Genomic DNA, 24,951 nt, shown 5'->3' on the forward strand with positions numbered 1-24,951 from the left:
GAACCCCCACGAACCGCTCCCGTATCCCCGACCCGAGTGAGGCTTCCGCATGTCCAGGGCTCTTCCGAAGTACGACAGGCGTCGCGTGGCGGTCATCGGCGGCGCCGCCGCCGTGGTGCTGTCCGGCGCGGTGGTCGCCGGTTCCGCGCTCGCCGGGACGCCCGGCGGGAACGGCGGCGCGGCGAACGCCCGCACGCTCGCCGCGCCCGGCACCATCACCTGCCCCGACGTCGCCTCCCGGCTGCCCGCCGTACCGGCGTCCGCCAAGGCCGAGGTCGACCGCAACCTCACCCTGCTCCAGACCCAGATCCAGGAAGCGAACACGCGGCTCGCCAGAACCGTCGGCCAGGGCGGACCCGACTTCGTGAACAACGCCATCCTCGGCCCCCTCAAGGACAAGCGCGCCTCCACCATCGACCGCATCGCCATCGCCATCGGCCGCACCTCCACCAGGCCCACCGGCCTCGACACCCTCGCCGCCTGCACGCTCACGAAGTGAGGTGACAGGAGGGCGCGGCCACCCCGCAGACGCCGGCCGGGGTGGCCGCGACCGAACGAATGCCCGTACAGCGCACGGCAATTACTTAGACAGGCGAAGGAATCCGGTCGATAATCGCCGGACATGGGAAAGACTCACGCACGCTTGGACGGCAGGCTCCGGACGTTCATCGAGGAGCAGCCCCTCTTCTTCACGGCCACCGCTCCCCTCTCCGGCGACGGCACGGTCAACCTCTCCCCCAAGGGACTGCGCGGCTCGTTCGCGGTGCTGGACGAACTCACCGTGGCCTACCTGGACTTCGCCGGTTCCGGCGCGGAGACGATCGCGCACCTGCGGGAGAACGGCCGCATCACCCTCATGTGGTGCGCCTTCCAGGGGCCGCCGAACATCGTCCGGGTGCACGGCCGGGGTGAGCCGGTCTTCCGCGACGACCCGCGCTTCGCCGGTCTGCTCGCCCGCTTCCCGGACATCGACCCGAGCCTCCACGGACTGCGCGCCGTCGTCGTCGTGCACGCCGAGCTGATCCGCGACAGCTGCGGTTACGCCGTCCCCCTCATGGCGTACGAGGAGGACCGCGACCTGCACGGGAGGCGGTTCGCGCGGGAGGACGACGCCTCGCTGAGCGCCTACTTCGCCAAGAAGGAGCACGTGGCGACGAGCCTGGACGGACTACCCGGGCTGCCGTTGCCGCTCCCCCCGTCTAGCGTCTGAGCCATGCGCCAAGGTGTCGTCCTCGCCCTCGTGTCCGCGTCCGTCTGCGTGCTCGGTCTCTCCCCCGGGCACGACGCGGAGCCGCTGCCCGCGCGGATGGCGGACACCGGGGGCGGCACCCAGCTGATCACCGCGTCGGCGCCGGGCGCCGGCTCGACGTCGGGGACGGTGACCTGGTGGGACCTGCGGGACGGGAAGTGGACCGAGACGGGCTCCGCGCCCGCCCGGTTCGGGGCGAACGGGCTGGTGGAAGGCGGTGCGCGCGTGCAGGGCACGAACACGACGCCGACCGGCCTGTACGACATCCCGTTCGGCTTCGGCATCAGGGCCGCCCCGGCCGGGACCCGCGTCGAGTACCGGCCGGTGACGACCGCCTCCTGGTGGTGCCAGGACAACGACTCCACGTCGTACAACCGCTGGACCGAGCCGCTGCCCGCCGACTGCCGGGCCGCGCAGTCCGAGAAGCTGAGCTCCTACGACCCCCAGTACGGGTACGCGCTCGTCATCGGCTTCAACTACGACCGGCCCGTGCGCGGGCGCGGCGCCGGGATCTTCCTGCACGTGAACGGCGAGGGCGCGACGGCGGGCTGCGTGTCCGTGCCCGAGGACGCCATGCGGAAGATCATGAGCTGGGCGGATCCGGCCCGCGGGCCGCACGTCGCGATCGGTACCGCGGACGGCGCCACGGCGGTCACGCGGTACTGAGCCGCACCGTGAAGGTCGTCGATCCCGGCTTGCTCTCCAGCTCGACGCCGCCGTCGTGCGCCTCCACCACGGCCGCCACGATCGACAGGCCGAGTCCCGCGCCGCCGCCGGAGGCGTCCGCGCGGCGGCGGTGCTCGGCGCGGGTGAACCGTTCGAAGACGCCCGGCCGCACGTCCTCGGGGACGCCGGGGCCGTCGTCGTGGACCGAGAGGCGGGCCGTGCCGTCCCCGGCCGCCAGGGTCACCGTCACCTCGGTGCCGTCGGGGGTGTGCAGCCGGGCGTTGGCCAGCAGGTTGGCCAGCACCTGGTGAAGCCGGTGGGCGTCGCCCGTCACCGTCACCGGCTCCTCCGGCAGGTCCAGCGTCCAGCGGTGGCCGGGGCCCGCGGCCCGCGCGTCCGTCACCGCGTCCAGCACCAGCCGGGTCAGGTCGACCGGGCGGCGCTCCAGGGGACGGCCGGCGTCCAGGCGGGCCAGCAGGAGCAGGTCGTCGACCATCTCGCCCATGCGGGAGGACTCGGCGGCGATGCGCTCCAGGGCGCGGTGCACCTCCGGCGGCACCGGGCCGGGGTGCAGGAGGGCGAGTTCGGCGTGGCCGCGGACCGAGGCGACGGGGGTGCGCAGCTCGTGGCTGGCGTCGGCGGCGAAGCGGCGCAGCCGCTCCTCGCTGGCGTGCCGTTTGGTCAGGGCGCCCTCGACATGGCCGAGCATGCGGTCGAAGGCGGCCGCCACCTGGCCCACCTCGCTGCGCGGGTCGGAGACCGGGGCGCGGGGCGGCAGGGCGACCTCGCCGCTGGCGAGCGGCAGCTCGCTGACCCGGGTGGCGGTGGCGGCGACCCGGCTCAGCGGGCGCAGCGACCAGCGGACCCAGAGCGCCCCGGCCACGCCGGTGACCACGAGCGCGAGGCCGAAGACGACGCCGGCCACCCGTTCCAGGCGGTGCACGGTGGCCTCGACCGGCTCCAGCGGAAGGCCGACGATCAGGACGTCCCCGTCCCGGCCCGGGGAGGCGATGACCCGGTAGTCGTGCAGTGCGGACAGCTCGATGGTGTGGGGGCGGCCGTCGGCCGGGAGCCGGGCGAGCCGCCGCTGGTCCCCGGCCGTCAGGTCGACGTTCAGGTCGGCGGAGGGGTCGCCGGAGCGGATGAGGCCCTTGTGGGTGACCCGGCCGTCCAGCAGGCGCGCGCCGAAGGTGCCGGTGGCCTGGCGGCGGGTGTCGAGGGGCTCGTCGCCGTCGTGGTCCGTGCGCGGCGCGGCGTGCTCCATGCTCTCCGGGAACCGGGTGCCGACCTGGACGAGCTGTTCGTCCAGGCGCTGGGTCAGGAAGCCGTTCAGCTCGACGACCGCGGCGAGTCCCACGGCCGCGCAGCTCACCGCGAGCAGGACCACGAGGCCGACGGTGAGCCGGGCGCGCAGGGTGCGGGGGCGGGGCAGCCGGCGTGCGCTCCTCACCGCGTCACCGGCTTCAGTACGTAGCCCGCCCCGCGCACCGTGTGGATCATGGGCTCGCGGCCCGCGTCCACCTTCTTGCGCAGATAGGAGATGTACAGCTCGACCACATGGGCCCGGCCGCCGAAGTCGTAGGACCAGACCCGGTCGAGGATCTGGGCCTTGCTGAGCACCCGGCGCGGGTTGCGCATGAGGAAGCGCAGCAGCTCGAACTCGGTCGGTGACAGTTCGATCAGCTCACCGGACCGGGTCACCTCGCGGGCCTCCTCGTCCATGACCAGGTCCCCCACGACCAGCCGGGGCCCGTCCTCCTGCTGGCGGGCCATGCCGGCCCGGCGCAGCAGGCCGCGCAGCCGGGCGACGACCTCCTCAAGGCTGAAGGGCTTGGTGACGTAGTCGTCGCCGCCCGCGGTGATGCCGGCGATGCGGTCCTCGACCGCGTCCCGGGCGGTGAGGAACAGCACGCAGACCTCGGGCTTGACCTCGTGCAGCCGCCGCAGCACGGCGAAGCCGTCGGTGTCGGGCAGCATCACGTCGAGGACGACGGCGTCGGGCAGCAGCTCGCGCGCGGCGCTGACCGCGGCGGCGCCGTCGCCGGCCGCGCGCACCTCCCAGCCCTCGTAGCGCAGGGCGCCGGTCAGCACCTCCGCGAGGTCGGGGTCGTCGTCGACGACCAGGACGCGCAGCGGGGTGCCGTCGGGTCGGGTGAGGGCCGGGCGGCCGGAGCGAGTGGTGTTCATGGCGCCTACCAGCATCGCCCCTGACGGGGCCGGCCGTCCGCCCGCCCCCCTCTGAGTTTCCTCTGAGCGTGCGGGCGGCTGTCTGAGATGTCTCTGAGAAAGCCCCCCGGGACCCCGCCCAAGCCGGTTTTTCAGAGGTGCCTCAGAACTTGCGCCCGCACAGTGGCATGGCTGACGGACGAAGGGAACGGCACTGATGACCACCGTGTATACGAGGCGGGCGGCCCCGCCCCTGCCTGGGGCGGCGCGGCATGCCCCGGCGGGCTGGGTGCTGGCCGCGCTGTGGGCGGGGGCGGCGGCCGTGGTCGCGCTCTGGTGGACGGACACCGGGTCCGTGGTCGGCACGGCCGGCTGGCTGACCGGGGCCGGGCGGATCGCCGGCCTGCTGTGCGGGTACGCCTGCGCGGTGCTGGTCGGGCTCATGGCCCGGGTGCCGCTGCTGGAGGTGCGGATCGGCTCGGACCGGGTGGCGCGCTGGCACGCGATGGCCGGCCGCTACACGATCTGCCTGCTGCTCGCGCACGTGGTGCTCATCCTCGCCGGGTACGCGGCGCAGGACGGGGCCTCGCTGTGGCACGAGGCGGTGACGGTGGTCCTGGACTACCCGGACATGCTGAAGGCGACCGCCGGCACGGTGATCCTGTTCGCGGTCGGCATCACCTCGGCCCGGGCCGCGCGGCGCCGCACCAGCTACGAGTTCTGGTACTACGTCCACCTGCTGACGTACGCGGCCGTGTTCCTGGCCTTCTTCCACCAGCTCACGCTGGGCGACCAGTTCAACGGCAGGCCGGTGGCCACCGCCGTCTGGTACGCGCTGTACCTCGGGGTGGCGGCCCTGGCGGTGTGGTTCCGGATCCTCGCGCCCGTGCGGCTCAACCGGCGGCACCGGCTGCGGGTGGACTCGGTGCACAAGGAGGCGCCGGGCGTGTACTCGGTCGTCGTGCGCGGCCGGCACCTGGACGAGCTGGGGGCGCGGCCGGGGCAGTTCTTCCGCTGGCGGTTCCTGGGCGAGGGCATGGGCTGGACGTCCACGCCGTACTCGCTGTCGGCGCCGCCGCGCCCGGACCTGCTGCGGATCACGGTGAAGGCGCTCGGCGACCACAGCGCGGCGGTGCCGCTGCTGCGGCCGGGCACCCGGGTGTGGGCGGAGGGCCCGTACGGCTCCCTGACCGCGGACCGGGCCACCTCGCACCGCTCCCTGCTGATCGCGGCCGGCGTCGGGATCACCCCGCTGCGGGCGCTGTTCGAGACGCTGCCCGGCGAGGTCACCCTGCTGTACCGGGCCCGCAACGCCGAGGACCTGGCGCTGGGCGGCGAGCTGGAGGCGATCGCCCGCCGGCGCGGCGGCCGGGTGCTGTACGCGCTCAACGGGCCGCACGGGCAGCGGCCGGACTTCAGCGCCGAGTCGCTCCGGGCGAACTTCCCGGACCTGGCCGGGCACGACGTCTACCTATGCGGCCCGCACGGTTTCGCGCAGGACGTGTACCAGGCGCTGCGGGCGGCCCGGGTGCCGGACCGCCGTATCCACCACGAGTCCTTCGAGCTGTGAGGTCGCCTTCCGTGCACGCGCTGAACAAGAACCGCCCCTTCCGCCGCATCGTGCTGGCGAGCGCGGCCACCGTCTCCGGGATGGTGCTGCTGCTGTCGCTCAAGCCGCACACCGGTCCCGGGCTCGCCGCCGGCACCCCCGCGCCCGCGCCCACGAGCAGCGGCGCCGGCGCCACCCCGGGTACCACCAAGGCGCCCGCCACCGGGACCCGGACGGCCACCGGCGACACCGTCCAGACCCGCTGGGGCCCGGTCCAGGTGCGGGTGACGATCAAGAGCGGCAAGCTCACCGACGTCACGGCGGTCACCTACCCGACGGAGAACCCGCGCGACCGCGAGATCAACAGCTACGCCATCCCGCAGTTGCGGCGCGAGGCGCTGGACGCGCAGAGCGCGCAGATCGACTCGGTCTCGGGAGCCACGTACACCAGCGACGGCTACCGCCGGTCGCTCCAGTCCGCGCTGGACTCGGGGGGCCTCTGAACACTCCGCGCGCACGGCGCGTATCTCAGGGCCAAGGGTCAAGTCCCCACGGAGGAACCGTGACCACCACGCTCGCAGGCGGACGTGCCGCCCGCCGCCAGACGATGCGCCGCATCCGCCCGCGCCGCTCCCCGGCCGTTCCGCTGCTGATCGCGGTCTGGGCGGGCGCGGCGGCCGTGCTGTGGCTCTGGTGGCACAACACCCCGGCCATCGCGGACAACAACGGCAGGATCCTGAACGCGGGCCGGATCACCGGTCTGCTGGCGGGCTATCTGATGGCACTGGTCGTGCTGCAGATGGCGCGGGTACCGGCGCTGGAGCGGCGGGTCGGCTCCGACCGGGTGGCCCGCTGGCACGCGATGAGCGGCCGTTACACGCTCTGCCTGATCGTCGCGCACGTCTTCCTCACCATGTGGGGCTACGCGCTGCAGGCGGGCAGGTCGCTCGGCGACGTGGTCCAGCAGACCGTCGACTCCGTCGAACAGCTTCCGGACATGGGCAAGGCCGCCATCGGCACGGGTCTGTTCGTGCTGATCGGGGTCAGCTCGGTGGGCGGGATCCGCCGCCGGCTGCCGTACGACGCCTGGTACCACGTGCACCTGCTGACGTACGCGGCGGTGTTCCTGACGTTCTGGCACCAGATCACCACCGGCAACGACTTCGCGGTCGAGCCGGTGGCCAAGACCTTCTGGTACGGGCTGTACGGCGCTGTCACGGCGCTGGTGCTCTGGTACCGGATCATCACCCCGGTCCGGCTGAACGTCCGTCACCGGATGCGCGTCGAGGCGGTGATCGAGGAGACGCCGGGCATCGTGTCGGTGCTGATCGGCGGGCGGCGGCTGCACCGGATGGGCGCGGAGGCGGGGCAGTTCTTCCGCTGGCGGTTCCTCGCCCCCGGGATGCGGTTCAGCTCGCACCCGTACTCGCTGTCCGCGGCGCCCCGGCCGGACATGCTGCGGATCACGGTGAAGGCGATCGGCGACCACAGCTCCCGGCTGCGCGAACTGGAGCCCGGCACCCGGGTGTGGGCGGAGGGCCCGTACGGGGCGCTCACCGCGCAGCGGCGCAGCCGGGGCAAGGTGCTGCTGGTGGCGGGCGGCGTCGGCATCACGCCGATGCGGGCGCTGTTCGAGACGCTGCCCGGGGCGGCCGGTGACATCACCCTGCTCTACCGGGCCAACACCACCCAGGACCTGGCACTGTGGGACGAGCTGGCCGCGATCGCCGAGGAACGCGGCGCCCGCCTGATGTACGCGGTCAACAGCCCGGACGGCGAGCGGCCGGACATCTCCGCGGAGAACCTCCAGCGGAAGATCCCGGACGTCGACCGCCACGACGTGTTCATGTGCGGGCCGCCCGGGTTCGCGCAGTCCGTGTACGAGGCACTGCGCGGCGCGGGGGTCCCCGCGCGGCGTATCCACCACGAGTCGTTCGAGATGTGAGCGGGAGCTGCTGAGCGATGAGGAAGAGCCACCCCATTCGGCGCGTCGTGCTGGCCACCGCGGCCACCGTGTCCGGAGTCGTGCTGCTGCTGTCGCTGAAGCCCGCGTCGGACCCGGCGGCGGCGGCGCCGGCGGCCGGCGCCGCCCCGCAGCCGGGCGCGGCCGCGCAGCAGGCGCCGCAGGGCGGGAAGCAGGGCGGTGGCGCGGCGGCGGGCACCGTCACCGGTGACGCGGCGCAGACCCAGTACGGGGCCGTGCAGGTGCGGCTGACCGTCACGGACGGGAAGATCACCAAGGCCGAGGCGGTGCAGGCGCCCAAGGGCGGGGTCAGCGACCAGAAGACCGCGCTCGCCGTGCCGAAGCTCAACCAGGAGGCCGTGGCCGCGGGGAACGCCGACATCGACGCGGTGTCCGGGGCGACGTACACCAGCGCGGGGTACAAGAAGTCGCTGCAGTCGGCGCTGGACAAGGTGAAGGCGCCGTCCTCCGGGTCCGGCGCCGGTTCCGGATCGGGCGCCGGTTCCGGTTCCGGCGGCTCCGGATCGGGCGCCGGTGCCTCGGGGGCCGCTCGGACCCGGACCGTGACCGGCCGGGTCGCGCAGACGCAGTACGGCCCGGTGCAGGTCAGGATCACGGTCAGCGGGGGCAGGATCACCCAGGCGGCGGCCGTGCAGGCGCCGAAGGGCGGGGTCAGCGGCCAGAAGACCGCGCTTGCCGTGCCGAAGCTGAACCAGGAGGCCGTGGCCGCCGGGAACGCCGGCATCGACGCGGTGTCCGGGGCGACGTACACCAGCACCGGCTACCAGCAGTCGCTGCAGTCCGCGCTCGACCAGGCCGGTGGGTGATCCGATGACCGGACCGGCCGGCGCCCCAGCGGCGGTGCGGCACGCGGAGGAGGTCATGGGGACCGTCTTCTCCTTCGACGTGCGCGGCGGGCGGCCCGACGCGGTGCGTGAGGCGCTGGCCGGGGCGGTCGCCGGACTCCACCGGGCGGACGCGCTGTTCTCCACCTACCGCGAGGACAGCGAGCTGTCCCGGCTGGCCCGGGGCGAGCTGACCGAGGAGCGGTGCGCGCCCGAGGTGGCCGAGGTGCTGGAGTTGGCGGCCGAGGCGGAGCGGGTCAGCGACGGCTGGTTCAGCCCCCGGTACCAGGGCTCTCTCGACCCGACGGGAATCGTGAAGGGCTGGGCGGCGGAACGGGCCGCCCGGCTGCTGGCGGCGGTGGACGGGGTGTGCGGGGTCAGCGTGAACGGCGGCGGCGACGTCCAGATGCTGGGCGCGCCGGAGCCGCAGCGGCCGTGGCGGGTGGGGGTGGCCGACCCCGTTCGGCCGGGCGGGCTGGCCGCGGTGATCTCGGCGGCGGGCGCGGACGAGCTGTCCGTGGCCACGTCCGGCACGGCGGAGCGGGGCACGCACATCGTGGATCCGCGCACCGGCCGCCCGGCGGTCACCGACCTGGTCTCGGTGACGGTGGTCGGACCGCGGCTGACATGGGTGGACTGCTGGGCCACGGCCGCGTTCGCGATGGGCTCGCGGGCCGGTCTCGCCTGGCTGGAGTCGCTGCCCGGCGTGGAGGGTCTGCTGATCACGGCCGGGGACGAGGTGCGGTGCACCGGGGGGCTGGCAGCGCGGCTGGGCTGAGCAGACTGGAGGAAGTTCGGACTTTTCGCCCGAATCGCCATCTATCTTCCGCCTCGGGACGTATCCCAAGTGGAGCAAGTTTCAGGAGGAACGAACATGGCCATCTTCAGCAGCCTGATGCCTGCCAACCGCCGGGACCATGGCGGCGGCTCCGGACACGGCGGCGGGTCGGGATTCGGGCACAACAACAGCGGTCGCGGTAACAACAGCTTCGGAGGCTTCAACCACGGTGACCGCCACGGTCACAGCGGCGGCCACGGCGGCCATGGCGGACACGGCGGCCACGGCGGTTACTGATCATCACCCGCAGCAGAGCGGACCGGATCCGGACGGACCCGGTCCGCTCTGCGGGTAGCTGAGGACTGCGTGACATGGCAAAGGTCTGGCGGCGTCTGATGGCGCTCGGTGAGTCCTCGGACGCCGTCGTCGAGGCCGCGCCCCCGGTGCCCCCGCGCGAGGTCTTCCGGAGATTCTGGCCCTACACCCGGGGCGGCCGGCGCTGGCTGATCCCCATCGTCGTCTTCAGCCTGGTCGGTCCCGCCGTCGACGCGGCGGAGATCTGGCTCTTCAAGATCGTCATCGACGACGTGCTGGTCCCCCGCGACCTGGGGCCGTTCCTGTGGATCGCCCCGACCTACCTGGGCCTCATCCTCTTCTCCGGCATCCTCGCGTTCGCCGACGACGTGACCTCGACCTGGGTCGGGGAGCGCTTCCTGCTCTCGCTGCGCTCCGACGTCTTCCGGCACGTCCAGGGGCTGTCGCTCGGCTTCTTCGAGCGCCGGCGGCTCGGGGACGTGCTGTCCCGGGTGACCGGCGACGTCGACGCGGTCGAGACGTTCCTGCTGTCCGGTGTGGCGGACGCCCTGTACTACGTGGTCCGCCTCGGTGTCTTCCTCGGCCTGCTGTTCTCCCTCGCCTGGGACCTGACCCTGCTGGCCCTGGTCATCGTGCCGGTGTTCTGGGCCGCCGCCCGGCACTTCTCCCGGCTCAGCAAGGAGGCGGCCCGGGAGCGCAGGCGGCGCAGCGGCTCGCTGAGCGCGATCGCCGAGGAGTCGCTGGGCAACGTCGCGCTGGTGCAGGCGTACAACCGCCAGGGCTGGGAGGAACACCGCTTCCACCGGGAGAACCTCGGCAGGTTCCGGGCGGTGATGGCCTCGACGCGGATCCGCGCCGTCTACCGTCCCATCGTGGAGCTCATCGAGGTTTCCGGCGGCCTGGCGGTCATGGGCCTCGGCACCTGGAAGCTCGCCCAGGGGCAGCTCACGCTGGGCGGTCTCATGGTCTTCCTCGCCCTGATCAGCAAGCTCTACAGCCCGGTGCGCGGCCTGTCCCAGCTCGGGACCACGTTCTACGCGGCCTCCGCCTCCGCCGAGCGGATCATCGAACTGCTGGACCAGCGGCCGCAGGTGGCCGAGGCTCCGCAGGCCAGGCGGACCGGGCGGGCCCGCGGGGACGTGCGGTTCGACGGCGTCTGGTTCCGCTACCCCGGCGCCCCGGCCTGGGCCCTGTCGGGGGTGTCCTTCCACGCGGCGCCGGGGGAGACGCTGGCACTGGTGGGAGCCAGCGGGGCCGGCAAGTCGACGGTCGCGAAACTGCAGCTGCGCTTCTACGACCCCGAGCGGGGTGCCGTACTCCTGGACGGGACCGACCTGCGAGAGCTGCGGCTGGCCGACGTGCGCGAGAGCGTGTCCGTGGTGCTGCAGGAGACCCTCGTCTTCCACGGCACCGTGCGGGAGAACATCGCCTACGGCCGGCCGGACGCCTCGGAGGCGGACATCGTGGCCGCGGCGCGCGCCGCGCAGGCGCACGAGTTCGTCGAACGGCTCCCTGAGGGCTACGACACGCTGGTCGGCCAGCGCGGCCGGACCCTGTCCGGCGGGCAGTGCCAGCGGCTCGCGATCGCCCGCGCCATGATCAGGGACGCCCCGGTACTGCTGCTGGACGAGCCGACCACCGGGCTCGACGCCCGGTCGGGGCGGCGGATCATGGACCCGTTGCGCCGGCTCATGACGGGACGGACGACCATCGTCATCTCCCACAACCTGCTGACCGTCCGCGACGCCACCCGCATCGTGGTGCTCGACCACGGCCGGGTCGTGGAGGACGGCTCCCACGACGAACTGATCGGGCGCGACGGGGCGTACGCCCGGCAGTACCGGCTCAGCGCGGCGTCCGGGCTCCCGGCCGAAGGGAAGGTGCTGTCGTGACCGTCTCCACCGCCGAGGCGCCGCCCCTCGCGCCGGGCGCGGCGCCGGCCCCGGGCTACGAGGTGCTGGCGCACCTGGCGCGCACCGGCTGGCTCGACGTCTACGACGCCTGGAGCGAGGAACGGGCCTGCCGCTGCGTGGTCAAGGCGCTGCGTCCGGACCAGCGGGGCGAGGAGGGGCTGGCGGAGCGGCTGCTGCGGGAGGGCAGGTGGCTGAGCCGCTTCACCCACCCGCACCTGGTGCGCGGCTACGAGACCCTGGAGGCGCCCGAACCGCTGGTCGTCCTGGAGACCCTGACCGGCGAGACGCTGGACCACCTCGTGCACCGTCTGCGGCGCCGGCCGGCCGCCACCGACGTGGCGCTGCTCGGCACCCAGTTGTGCTCCGCGGTGCACTATCTGCACCGGCAGGGTCTGCTGCACCTGGACATCAAGCCGTCCAACGTGGTGGTCGAGCGCGGGCACACGAAGGTGCTGGACCTGAGCCTCGCGCGGCCGCCCGGTCCGGCGCCCACCGGGATCGGCACCTGCTGCTACCTCGCGCCGGAACAGGCCCGCGGCGAGCCGCTCACGGCCGCCGCCGACGTCTGGGGCATCGGCATCACCCTGTTCGAGGCCGCCTGCGGCGAACTTCCCTCCGGCGAGCACGAGCCGGGCGGCGCCTCGGACGACCGGTACCCCCGGGCGCAGGAGAGCGTCCCGCCGGTCGCCTCCCGCCGGCGTCTGCCGGCGGCCCTCGCCGCCGCCGTCGACGCCTGTCTGCGTCCCGCGCCGGAAGCCCGGCTCACGCTCCCCGAACTGGCCGCCGCGCTCGGTTCGGTCCTGCCGGGCCCGCAGGGCCCGCGCGACTGAGGCGGGACGGGGGCCCGGCTTCAGGCCGCTTCGGCGCGGACCTGCCCGGCCTGCAGCGGGGCCGTGGCGAGGACGGTGCCGTCCGGGGCGGTCAGGCGGGCGCCCGACACCGCGCCGGCGTCGACGGGAGCCGCCACGCCCCAGGCGCCGCGGCCGTCGTGCATCGCGAACTCGCCGAGCCGGACCGTCGTGCCGTCGGAACGCTCCAGGAGACAGGTGACCTTGCCCTCGTACGCGCTGCCGGAGCCCGTCAGGTCGACCGACATGAACACCCACCCCGGGCTGCCGGGGTGGGCGTAGACCTCTCCCGCGGGGCGGGCCCCGTCCCCGGCCGAGGTCAGATCACCGACCAGCATGGTCTCGGTCCCGGCGGGCGCCGCGGGCGCGGCCGTGACATCCTGGATGGCGGTGCCGATCCCCCAGCCGGCGAAGCCGAAGGCGACGGCGAACGCGACCGCCACCGAGGCGAGCCGCAGGCGGACCCGCCGGGCGCGGCCGCGCAGTCCCGCACGCAGCGGCTCACGTGCCCGCGGGCGCCGTTCGTCCGTGGCGTCCTCGGTCAGTGCGCGCGCCACCCGGGTCTCGAAGCCCAGCGGCGGTTCCCGGCAGGGCAGCAGGCCGATCAGCCGGTCGCCGACGAGGGTCAGGTGCTCGACGTACTCGCGGCACTCCGCGCAGCGGTCCAGATGCTCGACGGCCGCGGCGCGCTCGCGGCCGTCGAGGACGCCCAGCGCCAACTCGGCGCCGAGCTCCCGCAGTCGCCCGCAGGTCACCTCACTGGACATTGTTGCCTCGCTTTGGAGCCGCGAGGGTGGTCCGCAGTTTGCCCATGGCCGCCCTGATCCGCGTCTTGGCGGTGCCCAGCGGGATCTTCTCCCATTCCGCTATCTGCTGGGCCGTCATTCCGTAGACACCCGCCATCACCAGGGCACGCGCCTGTTCCCGCGGCAGCCTCGCCAGGGCGGCCCGGAGCTGGGACGAGGCCTCGTCGGCCAGCGCCCACCGCTCGGGGGTCTCGGTGACGACGCCCAGGAGAGCCTCGAGGTCCTCGGGCGCCACCGCCTGCGTCCGCCGGGCGCGGACGGCGTCGATCGCGAGGTTGTGCGCGATGGTCGTCAGCCAGGTCGTGACCGACCCGCGGCGCGAGTCGTAGATCTGTGCGTGACGCCACGCGCGCTCGAACGTCTGCTGGGCGATGTCCTCGGCGAGCTGCGGATCACCGGTGACGGCCATGGCCACACCGAAGACCCTGTGCTGGAACCTCCGTACGAAGGCGACGGCGAGTTCCTGGTCACCGGTGGAGAGCCCGGACAAAAGCGCCTCGTCCGGAAGGCGGTCCACCGGCGTCCCGTAACCCGACACACCTCTGTATACGGTCGGCCGACGCCTGGGGATTGCGCCCCGGCTCCGGAAGATCACACAGCCATTGTCCGCCGGTCGGCCGGGCCCCGCACGCGGGTCACTGTCCGTTCTGGGCCAGCCGCAGCAGGTGATCCGCGAGCGCCTGCCCGCCGTCGGGATCGCGGCTGATCAGCAGCAGCGTGTCGTCGCCGGCGATGGTGCCGAGGATGTCGTGCAGTTCGGCCTGGTCGATCGCGGAGGCGAGGAACTGGGCCGCGCCCGGCGGGGTGCGCAGCACCACGAGGTTGGCGGAGGCCTCGGCGGCGATCAGCAGCTCCTGGGAGAGCCGGCGCATCCGCTCCTCCTTCGCCGACTCCCCGAGCGGGGCGCGCGGGGTGCGGAAACCGCCCTCGCTGGGTACCGCGTAGATCAGGTCGCCGTCGTTGTTGCGGATCTTCACCGCGTTCAGCTCGTCCAGGTCCCTGGAGAGCGTCGCCTGGGTGACGGTCAGCCCGTCGTCGGCGAGCAGCTTCGCGAGCTGGCTCTGGGACCGCACCGGCTGCCGGTTGAGGATGTCCACGATCCGGCGGTGGCGGGCGGTGCGGGTCTGCGGGACGGCGGGTCCGGCACCCGCCGCCTGCTCGTGGTCCTGCGCCTGGCTCATCGTCGTCTCATTCCCCGGATCGTCCGTCCCCGTCGGCTGCGTCGAGGATGCCGGGCAGTGCCCGCAGCAAGGCGCCCGTCTCGTCGTCGCGCAGGTTCAGCGGCGGCATGAGCCGTACGACGTCGGGAGCGGGCGCGTTCACCAGGAACCCGGCCTCCTGGGCCGCCTGCTGCACCCGCGGTGCGTGCGGCCCGGTGAGCACGATACCCAGGAGCAGGCCCGCGCCCCGGACATGGGCGATCATCGGGTGGCCGAGCGCCTCGATTCCGTCGCGCAGCCGCTCGCTCTGCCGCTTGACGTTCTCCAGCAGGCCCTCGTCCGCGATGGTGTCCAGGACGGCGAGTCCGGCGGCGCAGGCGACCGGGTTGCCGCCGAAGGTGGTGCCGTGCTGGCCGGGCCGGAGCAGCTCGGCGGCGCGCCCGAAGGCGACGGTGGCGCCGAGCGGCAGCCCGCCGCCGAGCCCCTTGGCGAGCGTGACGACGTCCGGCAGGACGCCTTCGTGGGCCTGGTACTCGAACCAGTTGCCGGTCCGCCCGACGCCGGTCTGCACCTCGTCCAGCACCAGCAGGGCGCCGGTGGCGGCGGTGATGGCGCGGGCCGCCTTGAGGTAGCCGGCCGGGGGCACCACGACGCCGTTCTCGCCCTGGATCGGCTCGATGATCACGAGGGCCGTCTCCTGCGTCACCGCGGCGGCCAGCGCCTGCGCGTCGCCGTACGGGACGTGGGTGACGTCGCCGGGCAGCGGCAGGAAGGGCTGCTGCTTCGCGGGCTGGCCGGTGAGCGCCAGGGCGCCCATCGTCCGGCCGTGGAAGCCGCCCTGGGTGGCCACCATGTGGGTCCGCCCGGTCAGCCGGCCGATCTTGAAGGCGCCCTCGTTGGCCTCGGCCCCCGAGTTGCAGAAGTAGACCTTGCCGTCCCGCCCGAAGAGCTGCAGCAGCCGCTCGGCGAGGGCCACGGGCGGCTCGGCGACGAACAGGTTGGAGACATGGCCGAGGGAGCCGATCTGCCGGCTGACGGCCTCCACGACGGCCGGATGGGCGTGGCCGAGCGCGTTGACCGCGATGCCGCCGACGAAGTCGAGGTACTCCTTGCCGTCGGCGTCCCACAGCCGGGCGCCCGCGCCGCGGACGAGGGGCAGCCGGGGGGTGCCGTAGTTGTTCATGAGCGCGCCCTGCCAGCGCGCGGTCAGCTCCTGGTTGCCCGTCACGACTGCTCCCCCTCGGTCTCGTCGGGCACGACCATCGTGCCGATGCCCTCGTCGGTGAAGATCTCCAGCAGGATCGAGTGCTGCACCCGGCCGTCGATGACGCGGGCGGTGCGCACGCCGCCGCGCACGGCGTGCAGGCAGCCCTCCATCTTCGGCACCATGCCGGCGGACAGCTCCGGCAGCAGTTTCTCCAGCTGGGAGGCGGTGAGGCGGCTGATCACCTCGTCGGAGTGCGGCCAGTCCTCGTAGAGGCCCTCGACGTCGGTGAGGACCATGAGGGTTTCGGCGCCCAGTGCCGCAGCGAGTGCCGCAGCCGCCGTATCAGCATTGACGTTGTAGACATGTCCGTCGTCCTGTGACCTGGCGATCGAGGACACGACCGGGATGCGGCCGTCGGCGAGCAGTGCCTCGATGGCGCCGGTGTCGATCTCGGTGATCTCGCCGACCCGCCCGATGTCGACCAGCTCGCCGTCGATCTCGGGCTGGTGTCGCGTGGCGGTGATGGTGTGGGCGTCCTCGCCGGTCAGACCGACGGCGAGGGGGCCGTGCTGGTTGAGCAGGCCGACCAGCTCGCGCTGCACCTGCCCGGCGAGCACCATCCGTACGACGTCCATGGCCTCCTCGGTGGTGACCCGGAGGCCGGCCTTGAACTCGCTGACGATGCCGTGCCGGTCGAGGGCGGCGCTGATCTGCGGGCCGCCGCCGTGCACCACGACCGGCTTGAGACCGGCGTGCCGCAGGAAGACGACGTCCTGGGCGAAGGCGGCCTTCAGGTCCTCGTCGACCATGGCGTTGCCGCCGAACTTGATGACGACCGTCTTGCCGTGGTGCCGGGTCAGCCAGGGCAGGGCCTCGATGAGGATCTGGGCCTTGGGCAGTGCCGTGTGTTTCCGCGTCGTGGTCATGAGGAGTAGGCGCTGTTCTCGTGGACGTAGTCGGCGGTCAGGTCGTTGGTCCAGATGGTGGCGCTCTCGCCGCCCGCGGCGAGGTCGGCGACGATGTGCACCTCGCGGTAGCGCATGTCGACCAGCTCGCGGTCCTCGCCCACGGAGCCGTCCTTGCATACCCAGACGCCGTTGATGGCGACGTTCAGCCGGTCCGGTTCGAAGGCGGCCTTCGTGGTGCCGATGGCGGACAGGACGCGGCCCCAGTTGGGGTCCTCGCCGTGGATCGCGCACTTGAGCAGGTTGTTGCGGGCGATGGAGCGGCCGACCTCGACGGCGTCGTCCTCCGTCTCGGCGTTGATCACCTCGACCTTGATGTCCTTGGCCGCGCCCTCGGCGTCGCCGATGAGCTGCCGGCCGAGGTCGTCGCAGACCTGCCGGACGGCCTCGGCGAACTCGTCGTACCCGGGGTTGACGCCGGAGGCGCCGGAGGAGAGCAGCAGCACGGTGTCGTTGGTGGACATGCAGCCGTCGGAGTCGACGCGGTCGAAGGTGACCCGGGTCGCGGCGCGCAGGGCCTTGTCCAGCACCTCGCCGTCGACGTCGGCGTCGGTGGTGAGGACGACCAGCATGGTGGCGAGGCCCGGCGCGAGCATGCCGGCGCCCTTGGCCATGCCGCCGACGGTCCACCCGTCCTTGCCGACCACGGACGTCTTGTGCACGGTGTCGGTGGTCTTGATGGCGATGGCGGCCTTCTCGCCGCCGTGCTCGCTGAGGGCGCCGGCGGCCGTCTCCACACCCTTCAGGAGCTTGTCCATCGGGAGCAGCACGCCGATGAGCCCGGTGGAGCAGACGGCGACCTCGATGGCGCCCCGGTCCAGCACCTCGGCCGCCTTCTCGGCGGTGGCGTGGGCGTCCTGGAAGCCCTTGGGGCCCGTGCACGCGTTGGCGCCGCCGGAGTTCAGCACCACGGCCGACACCTGGCCGCTCCTGAGGACCTGCTCGGACCACAGCACCGGGGCGGCCTTCACACGGTTGGAGGTGAAGACGCCGGCGGCGGCACGGCGGGGCCCGTCGTTGACCACGAGGGCCAGGTCCGGGTTGCCGTTCTCCTTGATCCCGGCGGCGATGCCCGCCGCCGTGAATCCCTTGGCTGCCGTGACGCTCACGGTGCGACTCCGATCGTGGAAAGTCCCGTGGTCTCGGGGAGACCCAGGGCGATGTTCATGCTCTGCAGGGCACCGCCCGCGGTGCCCTTGGTCAGGTTGTCGATGGCGCTGATCGCGATGACGCGGCCCGCGGCGGCGTCGTACGCGACCTGCACCTGCGCGGCGTTGGAGCCGTACACGGACGCCGTCGCCGGCCACTGCCCCTCGGGGAGCAGGTGGACGAAGGGCTCGTCGGCGTAGGCCTTCTCGTAGGCGGCGCGGACGGACTCCGCCGTCACCCCGGGAGCGGCCTTCGCGCTGCACGTGGCCAGGATGCCGCGCGGCATCGGCGCGAGGGTGGGAGTGAAGGAGACCGAGACCGGCTCCCCCGCCACCGCGCTGAGGTTCTGGATCATCTCGGGGGTGTGCCGGTGGCCGCCGCCGACGCCGTACGGCGTCATGGAGCCCATCACCTCGCTGCCGAGCAGGTGCGGCTTGGGCGCCTTGCCCGCGCCGGACGTCCCGGACGCGGCGACGACGACCGCCTCGGGCCCGGCGAGGTGGGCCGCGTAGGCCGGGTAGAGGGCGAGGGAGACGGCGGTCGGGTAGCAACCGGGTACCGCGATGCGCCTGGACCCCTCCAGCGCGGCGCGGGCGCCCGGCAGTTCGGGGAGGCCGTAGGGCCAGGTGCCGGCGTGCGGGGAGCCGTAGAACCGCTCCCAGTCGGCCGGGTCCTTCAGCCGGAAGTCGGCGCCCATGTCGACCACCAGGACGTCCGGGCCGAGCCGCTCGGCGACGGCGGCGGACTGCCCGTGGGGCAGCGCCAGGAAGACGACGTCGTGCCCGGCGAGGTTCTCCGGCGTGGTCTCGGCCAGCACCCGGTCGGCCAGCGGCAGCAGGTGCGGCTGGAGCGCGCCGAGCCGCCGGCCGGCGTTGGAGCTCGCCGTCAGGGCGCCGATCTCGATCTCGGGGTGCGCGAGGAGCAGCCGCAGGACCTCACCGCCCGCGTATCCGCTCGCTCCGGCCACCGCCGCACGTACCGCCATGTCCACCCTCCTCTGGATGGCATGACTATACGTATCGCTGCACGTTTATGCAATCGCCTTCCGTGGTCCGGAGGTCACCCGCCACCCGGGGCCGCCCGGGGCGGGACGCAGCGCCAGGCGAGGGCCGCCGCGGTCAGGTAGGCGAGGGCGCCGGCGGTCATGGTGGTGCGCAGCCCGGTGCCGTAGTCGGTGCTGGTGGCCAGCAGGCTGCCGCCCAGGGCGACGCCGGTGGCGCTGCCGATCTGGCGGGTGGTGTTGAACAGGGCGGAGGCGGCGCCCGCGTACGCCGGGGGCGCGGCGCCCATCACGGTGGCCGTCGAGCCGGTGAGCGCGAAGGACGTGCCGAAGCCGGTGGCCATCATCGGGGCCACCAGCAGCGGGTACGCGGGGTCGGGTCCCGCCGCGGCCCAGCCGGCCAGTCCCAGGGCGCCCAGGAGCATGCCGGTGACCACCAGCGGGCGGTCACCGGTGCGGCGGCTCAGCCTGCCGGACAGCACGGAGGCGAACATCGTCATCGCCACCGCCGGGAAGAGGGCCAGTCCGGTCCTGAGGGCGCTGAAGCCGCGCTGGTGCTGGAAGTACAGGCTGGCGGTGAAGACCATGCCGTAGAAGCCGAAGTTGAACAGCAGCCCGATGACGGCGCCGCCGCTCATCGCGCGGGAGCTCAGCAGTCCCAGCGGCAGGGCGGGAGACCGGGCGAACCGCTCCCGCAGGACGAACGCGGCGACGGCGAGCACGGCCAGGGCCAGGCCGGCGAGCACGGCGGGGTCGGTCCAGCCGCGCCGTCCCGCCTCGTTCAGCGCGGCGGTGAGCAGGGCCACCGCCGCCACCACGGCGCACTGGGCGGGCCAGTCGAGGGCCCGGTCCCGGTGCCGCGGCGAGGGCGCGACGAACCGCGACGTCAGCGCCAGGCAGACCGCGCCGACCGGCAGGTTGATCAGGAAGACCCAGCGCCAGCCCACCGTGGACACCAGCAGTCCGCCGAGCAGCGGCCCGGCGGAGGCCGCGATGCCGGCCATCGACCCCCAGAGCCCGAAGGCGCGCGAGCGGGCCGCGGGCACCGGGTAGGCCTCCTGGAGCAGGGCGAGGGAGCCGGGCACGATCAGGGCCGCGCCGAGGCCTTCCACCAGCCGGGCGGCGACCAGGAACGGCGCGCTCGGCGCGAACGCGCACGCCGCCGAGGCCGCCGTGAACACCCCGACGCCCGCGCGGAAGACGCGCCGGTTGCCCAGCCGGTCGCCCAGCGCGCCGCCGGTCATCAGGAACCCGGCGAAGACCAGGGTGTACCCGTCCGTGATCCACTGGACGCCGGTGAGCGAGGCGTGCAGGTCCCGGCCCACCACGGGCACGGCCACGTTGATGATCGTGACGTCCAGGATGACCATGAAGTACCCGGCGCACACGGCCAGCAGCGGCGCCGTGGAGCGTGGCGCGGCCGCCGGGACCGGGGCGCCGGCCCCGCCGCCGCGGGCGGACTGAGCGAAGGGCATGGCGCCGACCCCGTCCTGTCCGGAACGCCTGAGCGGTGAGCATGCTAGGCGGCGGCCGCCGCCGGTTACGCGAGCCCGGGCCGCCGGGCGGCCGGCGTGCACCGAACGGGTCAACCGGCCAACCGGACGCGGCTGGACGCGGACCCGGCCAGCAGCGGAGCCGCCGCGGGCCCTGCCACGTGTTCCGGGCAGGGGGTCCCGCAGCGCCCGCCCCCCCCCGATCCTGGCCGCCGGTCCCTCAGCGACGCCCGACGCCCGATCCTGGCCGCCGGTCCCGCAGCGCCCCCCGATCCTGGCCGCCGGTCCCTCAGCGACGCCCGCCGAACTCCCAGTCGTGGACCTCGACGGCGGCGTACTCGACCGGCGCCAGGACGGCCCGGGCGGCGTCCGGGCCGGGGGCCCGGACCAGTGCCGCCGTGCCCAGCCAGATGGCGCCGTCGTCGGACAGCAGCGGCCCGAACGCGATCAGTTCGTCCTGGGCCGGCGGCACCTTCGGCTCGGCGGTCCGCTCGACGCCGAGCCCCAGCACGAGGTACCGGTTGCCGCCGGTCGCGCCACCGGGGAAGTCCCACATGGTGCGCCCCAGCAGGTTGCGCCACCGGCGCAGCAGCACGTCCCGGTACACGCCCGCCTGGTGGTTCGGCTCGTCGAAGGCGAACGCACGGGCGGCCGCGGGACCGGGCAGGTCGACGATGTGCACGCTGCCGGTGGGCGTCTCGCCGTCGGCGGCGAAGGTCGGGCCGCGCGCGATCAGCTCCTCGGCGTACCGGTCCATGTAGGACCAGTGCCGCTCCAGCATCTCGTCGCGCAGCGCCCCGGAGCCGGGCCGGTCGCGGTGGTGGCAGAAGAACTCCATGCCGCGGACCCTGGCGCACCGGGCTCCGGCGGTTCAACCGGATTACGTCACGCGGGCATCCGCGGCCGGTCCCGGACGTCCCTGCCGCCGGGCAGCATGATGCGGCGGGACACGACGAACGTCACCGGGATCGACGCGGCGGAGGCGAGCAGGGGGGCGAAGCGGTTCCCGGCGTGGAGGACGTCCACGATCACGTACACACCCGCGGTGGTGACGAGGAAATTGGTGGCGTTCGTCAGCGGGAACAGCAGGAATTTCCGCCAGGTGGGCCGCGTCCGGTAGGTGAAACGCGCGTTGAGGAAAAAGGATCCGACCATGCTGAGCGCGAATGCGAGGACGTGCGCGCCGAGATAGGGAAGCCAGTGCAGGAACAGCAGGTAGAGGCCGTAGTACACGGCCGTGTTGACGGCGCCGACCACGGCGAAGGTGACCATCTGCCTGGGTATCGCGGTCTGTCTCGGCATCAAGGGATGAGGTCTTTCGTTCGTTCCACGTTGGTCGCCTTCACCAGGAAGTGCGGACGCCCCTTCACCTCGTAGTAGATGCGGCCGGTGTACTCCCCGATGACTCCCAGCATGACCATCTGCACGCCGGCGAGAGCCGTGACCGCGGTGATGATGGTGACATACCCGGGCGCGTCGACGCCGTGCACGAGTGCGGCGCCCACGATCCAGGCGGTGTACAGGCCCGCGCACAGCAGCAGGCCGGTGCCGAGCCAGAGGGCGGCGCGCAGCGGCCGGTTGTTGAAGGACAGCAGGCCGTCGAGGCCGTAGTTGAGCAGGCTGCGCAGGTTCCAGGAACTGCGGCCCGCCTCGCGCGCGGCGTTCTCGTACTCGAAGGTGGTGCTCGGGAAGCCGACCCAGGCGAACAGGCCCTTGGAGAAGCGGTTGTACTCGGTGAGGGCCAGCACGGCGTCCACCACCCGGCGCGACATCAGGCGGAAGTCGCCCACGCCGTCCACCAGTTCGACGTCGACCAGGCGGTTGACGAGCCGGTAGTACAGGCGGGCGGTGAGGGTGCGGGTGAGGCGGTCACCGGTGCGGGTGCGCCGGGCGATGACCTGGTCGTGGCCCTGCTCGCGCAGCCGGACCATGCGCTCGATCAGCTCGGGCGGGTGCTGGAGGTCGGCGTCCATCACGACGACCGAGTCGCCGGAGGCGTGCCGCAGACCGGCGAGCAGGGCCGCCTCCTTGCCGAAGTTGCGGCTGAAGGAGACGTACCGCACCCGGGAGTCGCACGCGGCGAGTCGCTCCAGCACGGCGAGGGTGCGGTCGCGGCTGCCGTCGTCGACGTAGACGAACTCCATGTCGTGCCCGCGCGGCAGCAGTTCGTCGGCGATCCGCCGGGCCTCCTCGTGGAAGCGCTCGAGGACGGACTCCTCGTTGTAGCAGGGCGCGACGATCGATATCAGCATGACGGATCTCCCCCGGTGCGCGTTCGGAGTGCGCTGGTCACGCGCTCGCGTGGTGGTGTGGTCGGGTGCGGTGCCGGCACACGCCGGCGGCGCACGGCCCGGAGCGTGCCGAGCAGGGCGAGCGTCAGGAGCGAGGCGGCTCCGACGGCCGCCCCCAGGCGCAGCCCGGGCGGACGGAAGACACAGGTCAGTGAGGTGGCGGTGCCGTCCAGGGGGACGGCGATCAGCCCGTGGTAGGACCCGGCCGGACGGAGCGGGCCGCCGCCGGCGGCGCACCGCCAGCCGGCGATCCGGGGGGCGGCCACGACGGCGATCCCCCCGCTGCCGGCGGGCAGTTCGGCGCGCAGCGTGCCGTCGGAGACGGTGACCCGGGTGGCGCCGGTGGCCGTCAGCCGGGCGGCCGCGGCGCGCAGGCGCCCGGTGTCCAGGCAGCCGACGGCGCCGCGCGGGACGCGGCCGGGCTGGTCCGGGGTCAGTCTGACGCGCAGCGGCCCGGAGGCCGGGGCAGGTCCGAGCGGCTCCATGGCGGCGCGGTTGCGCGGGTAGGCGAACCGGAAGCGCGCGTCGGCGCGGGCGCCGTCCAGGCGTGCCGTGCCGGAGAAGCGGGGTGCCCACAGGTACACCTGGCTGCCGGCCGGGCAGACGGCCGTCACCGTCGGACGGGCCAGGGCGTTCCCGGCACCGATCCGGCCGCTGCGGACGGGCCGCCCGGCGTCGTCGCGCACGGTGGTGCGGGGGACGGTGTAGACGCGGCTGCCGAGCAGCAGTTCCTGGTTGCGGTACGGCGACGGCCCGAAGCCGGTCCGTGCGGGGGCGCCGCGCACGGTCACCAGGGGCGGCACGTCCCGGCGGGTCACGGTCGCCGGGCCGCCGTCACCGTCGCGCGGCGGCTTCGACTGGTGCGGGTCCGGCGGGGAGTGCACCCGGGCGCCGACGGAGAAGACGACGTCGGTGACGGGGTTGTCCAGGCTCTGCACGCTCCGGCCGCGCGAGGTCCAGCCGCCGCCGAGCGCGGTGAGGGTGCGGCTGAGGACGTCGGAGGTCAGGCTGCTGTAGTACTGGGCGCCCTGGCCGCCGACCAGCATCGGGTCGTTGGCGACGGTCTGCTCGCGGCCGGGGTCGGTGCGGTACCGGGGCCAGCCGTCGGCCCGGGCGACCGCCGCCTCCTGCCGCTGCTGCCGCTGTCCCCAGGGCGCGTAGTCGTCCAGGTGGGCGAGGCGCATCCGGGTGGCGACCGCCGAGGTGGCGGCGCTCTCGCCGGCTTGTGCGCCAAGCAGGATTACGGCGGCGAGGCCGGCCAGGACCCGAGCGCGCCGTCCGGTGTCGGCGCGGCGCAGCAGGGCGAGGCCGGCGAGGGCGCCCGCGGTGGCGAGCAGCAAAACCGGCCAGGTGTGCGGGCGCACCAGGTCGCTGCGGCTCGCCAGACCCGTGATCAGGGCGAGCAGGGCGGCGGCAGCGGCCAGGACGCGCGGGGGCGGCGGGCCGTACGACAGGGTGTGCCAGGCGGCGATGACCAGCAGCCCGCACAGCACGAAGGCCTGCCGGTAGGGGCTGCCCTGCGGGGTGGCGAAGGCGTGCCAGAGGAGATGGGTGGGCGCCCACTGCAGGGAGAGGGCCACCGCGGCCACGAGCAGGGTCCAGCCGGTGCGCACCCGGGCCGGGACCGCGCGGTGGAACGGCAGGGCGAGGGCGAGCAGCAGGGCGGTCAGGCCGACGTAGAGGGCCGGGGAGCCGAAGCCGTAGGTGGCCGGCAGCAGCCGGGCCAGCAGGTCCTCGCCGGGCACCGGGGCGAAGTCGCGGATCCGGCCCGGGTAGGCGTGCTCGGTGCCGAAGTAGACGACCGTGACCAGCGGGGCGGCGAGGCCCATGCCGAGGGCGGCCGTGAGCGCGGCACGGCCGGCGGCCGCGAGCGCCTGCCGGCGGGGCGGGTGCGCGAGCAGCAGGCGCAGCAGCAGGACCAGGCCGGCGCCGAGGGTGGCCATGTAGGCGGTGTAGAAGTTGGCGGTCCAGGCGAGGGCCACGACGAGGACGCCGAGCACCCGGCGCCGGCCGGCCAGGGCCCATTCGCCGGCCAGGCAGAGCAGGGGAAGGGCGACGAGTCCGTCCAGCCACATGGGGTTGTACGAGGCGTCGGCCAGGCTCCAGCCGCACAGGGCGTATGAGGCGCCGAGCAGGCCGGCCGCCCACCAGCGCCCGGGCCGCAGGGCCAGGAGCAGGCAGGCCATGGCGGCGCCGGCCGACGCGGTCTTCAGCGCGGTGACCACGTACACCGCGAGGTCGATCTCGTCCCGCGGGAAGAGGGCGACCAGCGGGGCGAACGGGCTGCTCAGATAGGTGCCGAGGTCGGGCAGGAAGCTGGAGCCGTAGCCGGACCGCCAGTCGACGAGGAGCCCGCCGTCGGCGCGGCCGTGCAGCAGGTCCCACAGGTGGGCGTGGAACGGCACGTACTGGTTGCCCAGGTCGTTGACGCTCCGGGTGCGGAGGCCGAACGGGTAGCTGCCCGCGAGGAGGTCGGCGGCGCAGAAGGCGGTGAGGGCGACGGCCGCGGCCAGCAGCGCGGCACGTGCGGTGGTGCGGGGCCCTGAGGGCCGGGTCGAGCGGTCCATTGATCGGCAGGCCCCCAGCGA

General features: G+C 73.8%; 25 protein-coding genes. 11 read left to right on the forward strand and 14 right to left on the reverse strand.

Going from position 1 to position 24,951, the window contains the following annotated elements:
* The first annotated feature begins 49 nt into the window (after window positions 1–49).
* The 3 genes from ACZ7JA_RS26015 to ACZ7JA_RS26025 all read left to right on the forward strand — a co-directional run bounded on the left by ACZ7JA_RS26015 (window position 50) and on the right by ACZ7JA_RS26025 (window position 1,915).
* Window positions 50–499 (forward strand): hypothetical protein, encoded by a 450-nt coding sequence (locus ACZ7JA_RS26015; RefSeq protein WP_470810665.1) that lies wholly within the window; start codon window positions 50–52, stop codon window positions 497–499.
* Between the two features lie 123 nt (window positions 500–622).
* Window positions 623–1,210 carry a pyridoxamine 5'-phosphate oxidase family protein gene (locus ACZ7JA_RS26020; protein WP_389304754.1) on the forward strand — a complete coding sequence of 196 codons (588 nt, stop codon included), beginning with the start codon at window positions 623–625 and terminating at the stop codon, window positions 1,208–1,210.
* Between the two features lie 3 nt (window positions 1,211–1,213).
* Window positions 1,214–1,915 (forward strand): L,D-transpeptidase family protein, encoded by a 702-nt coding sequence (locus ACZ7JA_RS26025; RefSeq protein ID WP_351663981.1) that lies wholly within the window; start codon window positions 1,214–1,216, stop codon window positions 1,913–1,915.
* Here ACZ7JA_RS26025 and ACZ7JA_RS26030 read toward each other — a convergent pair.
* Window positions 1,902–3,365 carry a sensor histidine kinase gene (locus ACZ7JA_RS26030; RefSeq protein WP_450750557.1) on the reverse strand — a complete coding sequence of 488 codons (1,464 nt, stop codon included), beginning with the start codon at window positions 3,363–3,365 and terminating at the stop codon, window positions 1,902–1,904. The two genes, ACZ7JA_RS26025 and ACZ7JA_RS26030, sit on opposite strands and share 14 nt — an antisense overlap.
* A complete protein-coding gene (locus tag ACZ7JA_RS26035; RefSeq protein ID WP_351663985.1) occupies window positions 3,362–4,102 on the reverse strand; it encodes a response regulator transcription factor in 741 nt (246 codons plus the stop codon). Before ACZ7JA_RS26035 ends, ACZ7JA_RS26030 begins: the two co-directional genes overlap by 4 nt.
* A gap of 196 nt (window positions 4,103–4,298) precedes the next feature.
* Between ACZ7JA_RS26035 and ACZ7JA_RS26040 the strand changes: the two genes are divergently transcribed.
* The 8 genes from ACZ7JA_RS26040 (at window position 4,299) to ACZ7JA_RS26075 (ending at window position 12,274) form a co-directional block, all read left to right on the forward strand.
* Window positions 4,299–5,651 carry a ferredoxin reductase family protein gene (locus ACZ7JA_RS26040; RefSeq protein ID WP_470810669.1) on the forward strand — a complete coding sequence of 451 codons (1,353 nt, stop codon included), beginning with the start codon at window positions 4,299–4,301 and terminating at the stop codon, window positions 5,649–5,651.
* A gap of 11 nt (window positions 5,652–5,662) precedes the next feature.
* Window positions 5,663–6,133 carry an FMN-binding protein gene (locus ACZ7JA_RS26045; protein WP_470810671.1) on the forward strand — a complete coding sequence of 157 codons (471 nt, stop codon included), beginning with the start codon at window positions 5,663–5,665 and terminating at the stop codon, window positions 6,131–6,133.
* A 59-nt stretch (window positions 6,134–6,192) separates the two neighbouring features.
* Window positions 6,193–7,575, forward strand: coding sequence for a ferredoxin reductase family protein (locus ACZ7JA_RS26050; protein WP_389304750.1), 1,383 nt, complete (start codon window positions 6,193–6,195; stop codon window positions 7,573–7,575).
* Between the two features lie 17 nt (window positions 7,576–7,592).
* The gene (locus ACZ7JA_RS26055) at window positions 7,593–8,420 is read left to right on the forward strand and encodes an FMN-binding protein (RefSeq protein WP_470810673.1); all 828 of its coding nucleotides are present in this window, start codon (window positions 7,593–7,595) and stop codon (window positions 8,418–8,420) included.
* A 4-nt stretch (window positions 8,421–8,424) separates the two neighbouring features.
* The gene (locus tag ACZ7JA_RS26060) at window positions 8,425–9,216 is read left to right on the forward strand and encodes an FAD:protein FMN transferase (RefSeq protein WP_389448450.1); all 792 of its coding nucleotides are present in this window, start codon (window positions 8,425–8,427) and stop codon (window positions 9,214–9,216) included.
* 96 nt (window positions 9,217–9,312) lie between these two features.
* Window positions 9,313–9,513: a hypothetical protein gene (locus ACZ7JA_RS26065; protein WP_470810675.1), complete on the forward strand. Its 201-nt coding sequence runs from the start codon at window positions 9,313–9,315 to the stop codon at window positions 9,511–9,513.
* Between the two features lie 74 nt (window positions 9,514–9,587).
* Window positions 9,588–11,423, forward strand: a complete 1,836-nt coding sequence (locus ACZ7JA_RS26070; RefSeq protein WP_351663999.1) for an ABC transporter ATP-binding protein — start codon at window positions 9,588–9,590, stop codon at window positions 11,421–11,423.
* Window positions 11,420–12,274, forward strand: a complete 855-nt coding sequence (locus ACZ7JA_RS26075) for a serine/threonine-protein kinase (protein ID WP_389304745.1) — start codon at window positions 11,420–11,422, stop codon at window positions 12,272–12,274. Before ACZ7JA_RS26070 ends, ACZ7JA_RS26075 begins: the two co-directional genes overlap by 4 nt.
* A 20-nt stretch (window positions 12,275–12,294) precedes the next feature.
* On the opposite strand, the gene ACZ7JA_RS26080 is transcribed toward ACZ7JA_RS26075, so the two are convergent.
* The 12 genes from ACZ7JA_RS26080 to ACZ7JA_RS26135 all read right to left on the reverse strand — a co-directional run bounded on the left by ACZ7JA_RS26080 (window position 12,295) and on the right by ACZ7JA_RS26135 (window position 24,930).
* On the reverse strand, window positions 12,295–13,059 hold the full coding sequence (locus tag ACZ7JA_RS26080; RefSeq protein ID WP_351664003.1) for a hypothetical protein: 765 nt from the start codon (window positions 13,057–13,059) through the stop codon (window positions 12,295–12,297).
* Window positions 13,049–13,636 (reverse strand): RNA polymerase sigma factor, encoded by a 588-nt coding sequence (locus tag ACZ7JA_RS26085; RefSeq protein ID WP_351664005.1) that lies wholly within the window; start codon window positions 13,634–13,636, stop codon window positions 13,049–13,051. The genes ACZ7JA_RS26080 and ACZ7JA_RS26085 overlap by 11 nt, the downstream gene beginning before the upstream one ends.
* Before the next feature lie 97 nt (window positions 13,637–13,733).
* Window positions 13,734–14,279, reverse strand: coding sequence for an arginine repressor (locus tag ACZ7JA_RS26090; RefSeq protein ID WP_351664007.1), 546 nt, complete (start codon window positions 14,277–14,279; stop codon window positions 13,734–13,736).
* A 7-nt stretch (window positions 14,280–14,286) separates the two neighbouring features.
* Window positions 14,287–15,441 carry an acetylornithine transaminase gene (locus tag ACZ7JA_RS26095; RefSeq protein ID WP_389304821.1) on the reverse strand — a complete coding sequence of 385 codons (1,155 nt, stop codon included), beginning with the start codon at window positions 15,439–15,441 and terminating at the stop codon, window positions 14,287–14,289.
* 41 nt (window positions 15,442–15,482) lie between these two features.
* Window positions 15,483–16,391, reverse strand: coding sequence for an acetylglutamate kinase (gene argB, locus ACZ7JA_RS26100; RefSeq protein ID WP_351664012.1), 909 nt, complete (start codon window positions 16,389–16,391; stop codon window positions 15,483–15,485).
* The gene (argJ, locus tag ACZ7JA_RS26105) at window positions 16,388–17,539 is read right to left on the reverse strand and encodes a bifunctional glutamate N-acetyltransferase/amino-acid acetyltransferase ArgJ (protein ID WP_470810679.1); all 1,152 of its coding nucleotides are present in this window, start codon (window positions 17,537–17,539) and stop codon (window positions 16,388–16,390) included. The genes argB and argJ overlap by 4 nt, the downstream gene beginning before the upstream one ends.
* Window positions 17,536–18,564: an N-acetyl-gamma-glutamyl-phosphate reductase gene (gene argC, locus ACZ7JA_RS26110; RefSeq protein WP_393439061.1), complete on the reverse strand. Its 1,029-nt coding sequence runs from the start codon at window positions 18,562–18,564 to the stop codon at window positions 17,536–17,538. Before argC ends, argJ begins: the two co-directional genes overlap by 4 nt.
* A gap of 74 nt (window positions 18,565–18,638) precedes the next feature.
* Complete coding sequence (locus ACZ7JA_RS26115) at window positions 18,639–20,054, reverse strand: MFS transporter (protein ID WP_470810681.1); 1,416 nt, start codon at window positions 20,052–20,054, stop codon at window positions 18,639–18,641.
* Window positions 20,055–20,361: 307 nt separating this feature from the next.
* Window positions 20,362–20,910 (reverse strand): YciI family protein, encoded by a 549-nt coding sequence (locus ACZ7JA_RS26120; RefSeq protein ID WP_470810683.1) that lies wholly within the window; start codon window positions 20,908–20,910, stop codon window positions 20,362–20,364.
* A gap of 47 nt (window positions 20,911–20,957) precedes the next feature.
* A complete protein-coding gene (locus ACZ7JA_RS26125) occupies window positions 20,958–21,374 on the reverse strand; it encodes a GtrA family protein (RefSeq protein ID WP_351664022.1) in 417 nt (138 codons plus the stop codon).
* Window positions 21,374–22,324, reverse strand: a complete 951-nt coding sequence (locus ACZ7JA_RS26130) for a glycosyltransferase family 2 protein (RefSeq protein WP_351664024.1) — start codon at window positions 22,322–22,324, stop codon at window positions 21,374–21,376. The genes ACZ7JA_RS26125 and ACZ7JA_RS26130 overlap by 1 nt, the downstream gene beginning before the upstream one ends.
* Complete coding sequence (locus ACZ7JA_RS26135) at window positions 22,318–24,930, reverse strand: YfhO family protein (RefSeq protein ID WP_470810686.1); 2,613 nt, start codon at window positions 24,928–24,930, stop codon at window positions 22,318–22,320. The genes ACZ7JA_RS26130 and ACZ7JA_RS26135 overlap by 7 nt, the downstream gene beginning before the upstream one ends.
* Window positions 24,931–24,951 lie beyond the last annotated feature (21 nt).

The sequence above is a fragment of the Streptomyces sp. NPDC038135 genome, from assembly GCF_055601245.1.

Coding starts and splice junctions, on each gene's coding strand:
- ACZ7JA_RS26015 (WP_470810665.1), top strand. CDS start 50: ATGTCCAGGGCTCTTCCGAAGTACGACAGGCGTCGCGTGGCGGTCATC.
- ACZ7JA_RS26020 (WP_389304754.1), top strand. CDS start 623: ATGGGAAAGACTCACGCACGCTTGGACGGCAGGCTCCGGACGTTCATC.
- ACZ7JA_RS26025 (WP_351663981.1), top strand. CDS start 1,214: ATGCGCCAAGGTGTCGTCCTCGCCCTCGTGTCCGCGTCCGTCTGCGTG.
- ACZ7JA_RS26035 (WP_351663985.1), bottom strand. CDS start 4,102: ATGAACACCACTCGCTCCGGCCGCCCGGCCCTCACCCGACCCGACGGC.
- ACZ7JA_RS26040 (WP_470810669.1), top strand. CDS start 4,299: ATGACCACCGTGTATACGAGGCGGGCGGCCCCGCCCCTGCCTGGGGCG.
- ACZ7JA_RS26055 (WP_470810673.1), top strand. CDS start 7,593: ATGAGGAAGAGCCACCCCATTCGGCGCGTCGTGCTGGCCACCGCGGCC.
- ACZ7JA_RS26060 (WP_389448450.1), top strand. CDS start 8,425: ATGACCGGACCGGCCGGCGCCCCAGCGGCGGTGCGGCACGCGGAGGAG.
- ACZ7JA_RS26065 (WP_470810675.1), top strand. CDS start 9,313: ATGGCCATCTTCAGCAGCCTGATGCCTGCCAACCGCCGGGACCATGGC.
- ACZ7JA_RS26070 (WP_351663999.1), top strand. CDS start 9,588: ATGGCAAAGGTCTGGCGGCGTCTGATGGCGCTCGGTGAGTCCTCGGAC.
- ACZ7JA_RS26080 (WP_351664003.1), bottom strand. CDS start 13,059: ATGTCCAGTGAGGTGACCTGCGGGCGACTGCGGGAGCTCGGCGCCGAG.
- ACZ7JA_RS26090 (WP_351664007.1), bottom strand. CDS start 14,279: ATGAGCCAGGCGCAGGACCACGAGCAGGCGGCGGGTGCCGGACCCGCC.
- ACZ7JA_RS26095 (WP_389304821.1), bottom strand. CDS start 15,441: ATGAACAACTACGGCACCCCCCGGCTGCCCCTCGTCCGCGGCGCGGGC.
- argB (WP_351664012.1), bottom strand. CDS start 16,391: ATGACCACGACGCGGAAACACACGGCACTGCCCAAGGCCCAGATCCTC.
- argC (WP_393439061.1), bottom strand. CDS start 18,564: ATGGCGGTACGTGCGGCGGTGGCCGGAGCGAGCGGATACGCGGGCGGT.
- ACZ7JA_RS26115 (WP_470810681.1), bottom strand. CDS start 20,054: ATGCCCTTCGCTCAGTCCGCCCGCGGCGGCGGGGCCGGCGCCCCGGTC.
- ACZ7JA_RS26120 (WP_470810683.1), bottom strand. CDS start 20,910: ATGGAGTTCTTCTGCCACCACCGCGACCGGCCCGGCTCCGGGGCGCTG.
- ACZ7JA_RS26125 (WP_351664022.1), bottom strand. CDS start 21,374: ATGCCGAGACAGACCGCGATACCCAGGCAGATGGTCACCTTCGCCGTG.
- ACZ7JA_RS26130 (WP_351664024.1), bottom strand. CDS start 22,324: ATGCTGATATCGATCGTCGCGCCCTGCTACAACGAGGAGTCCGTCCTC.
- ACZ7JA_RS26135 (WP_470810686.1), bottom strand. CDS start 24,930: ATGGACCGCTCGACCCGGCCCTCAGGGCCCCGCACCACCGCACGTGCC.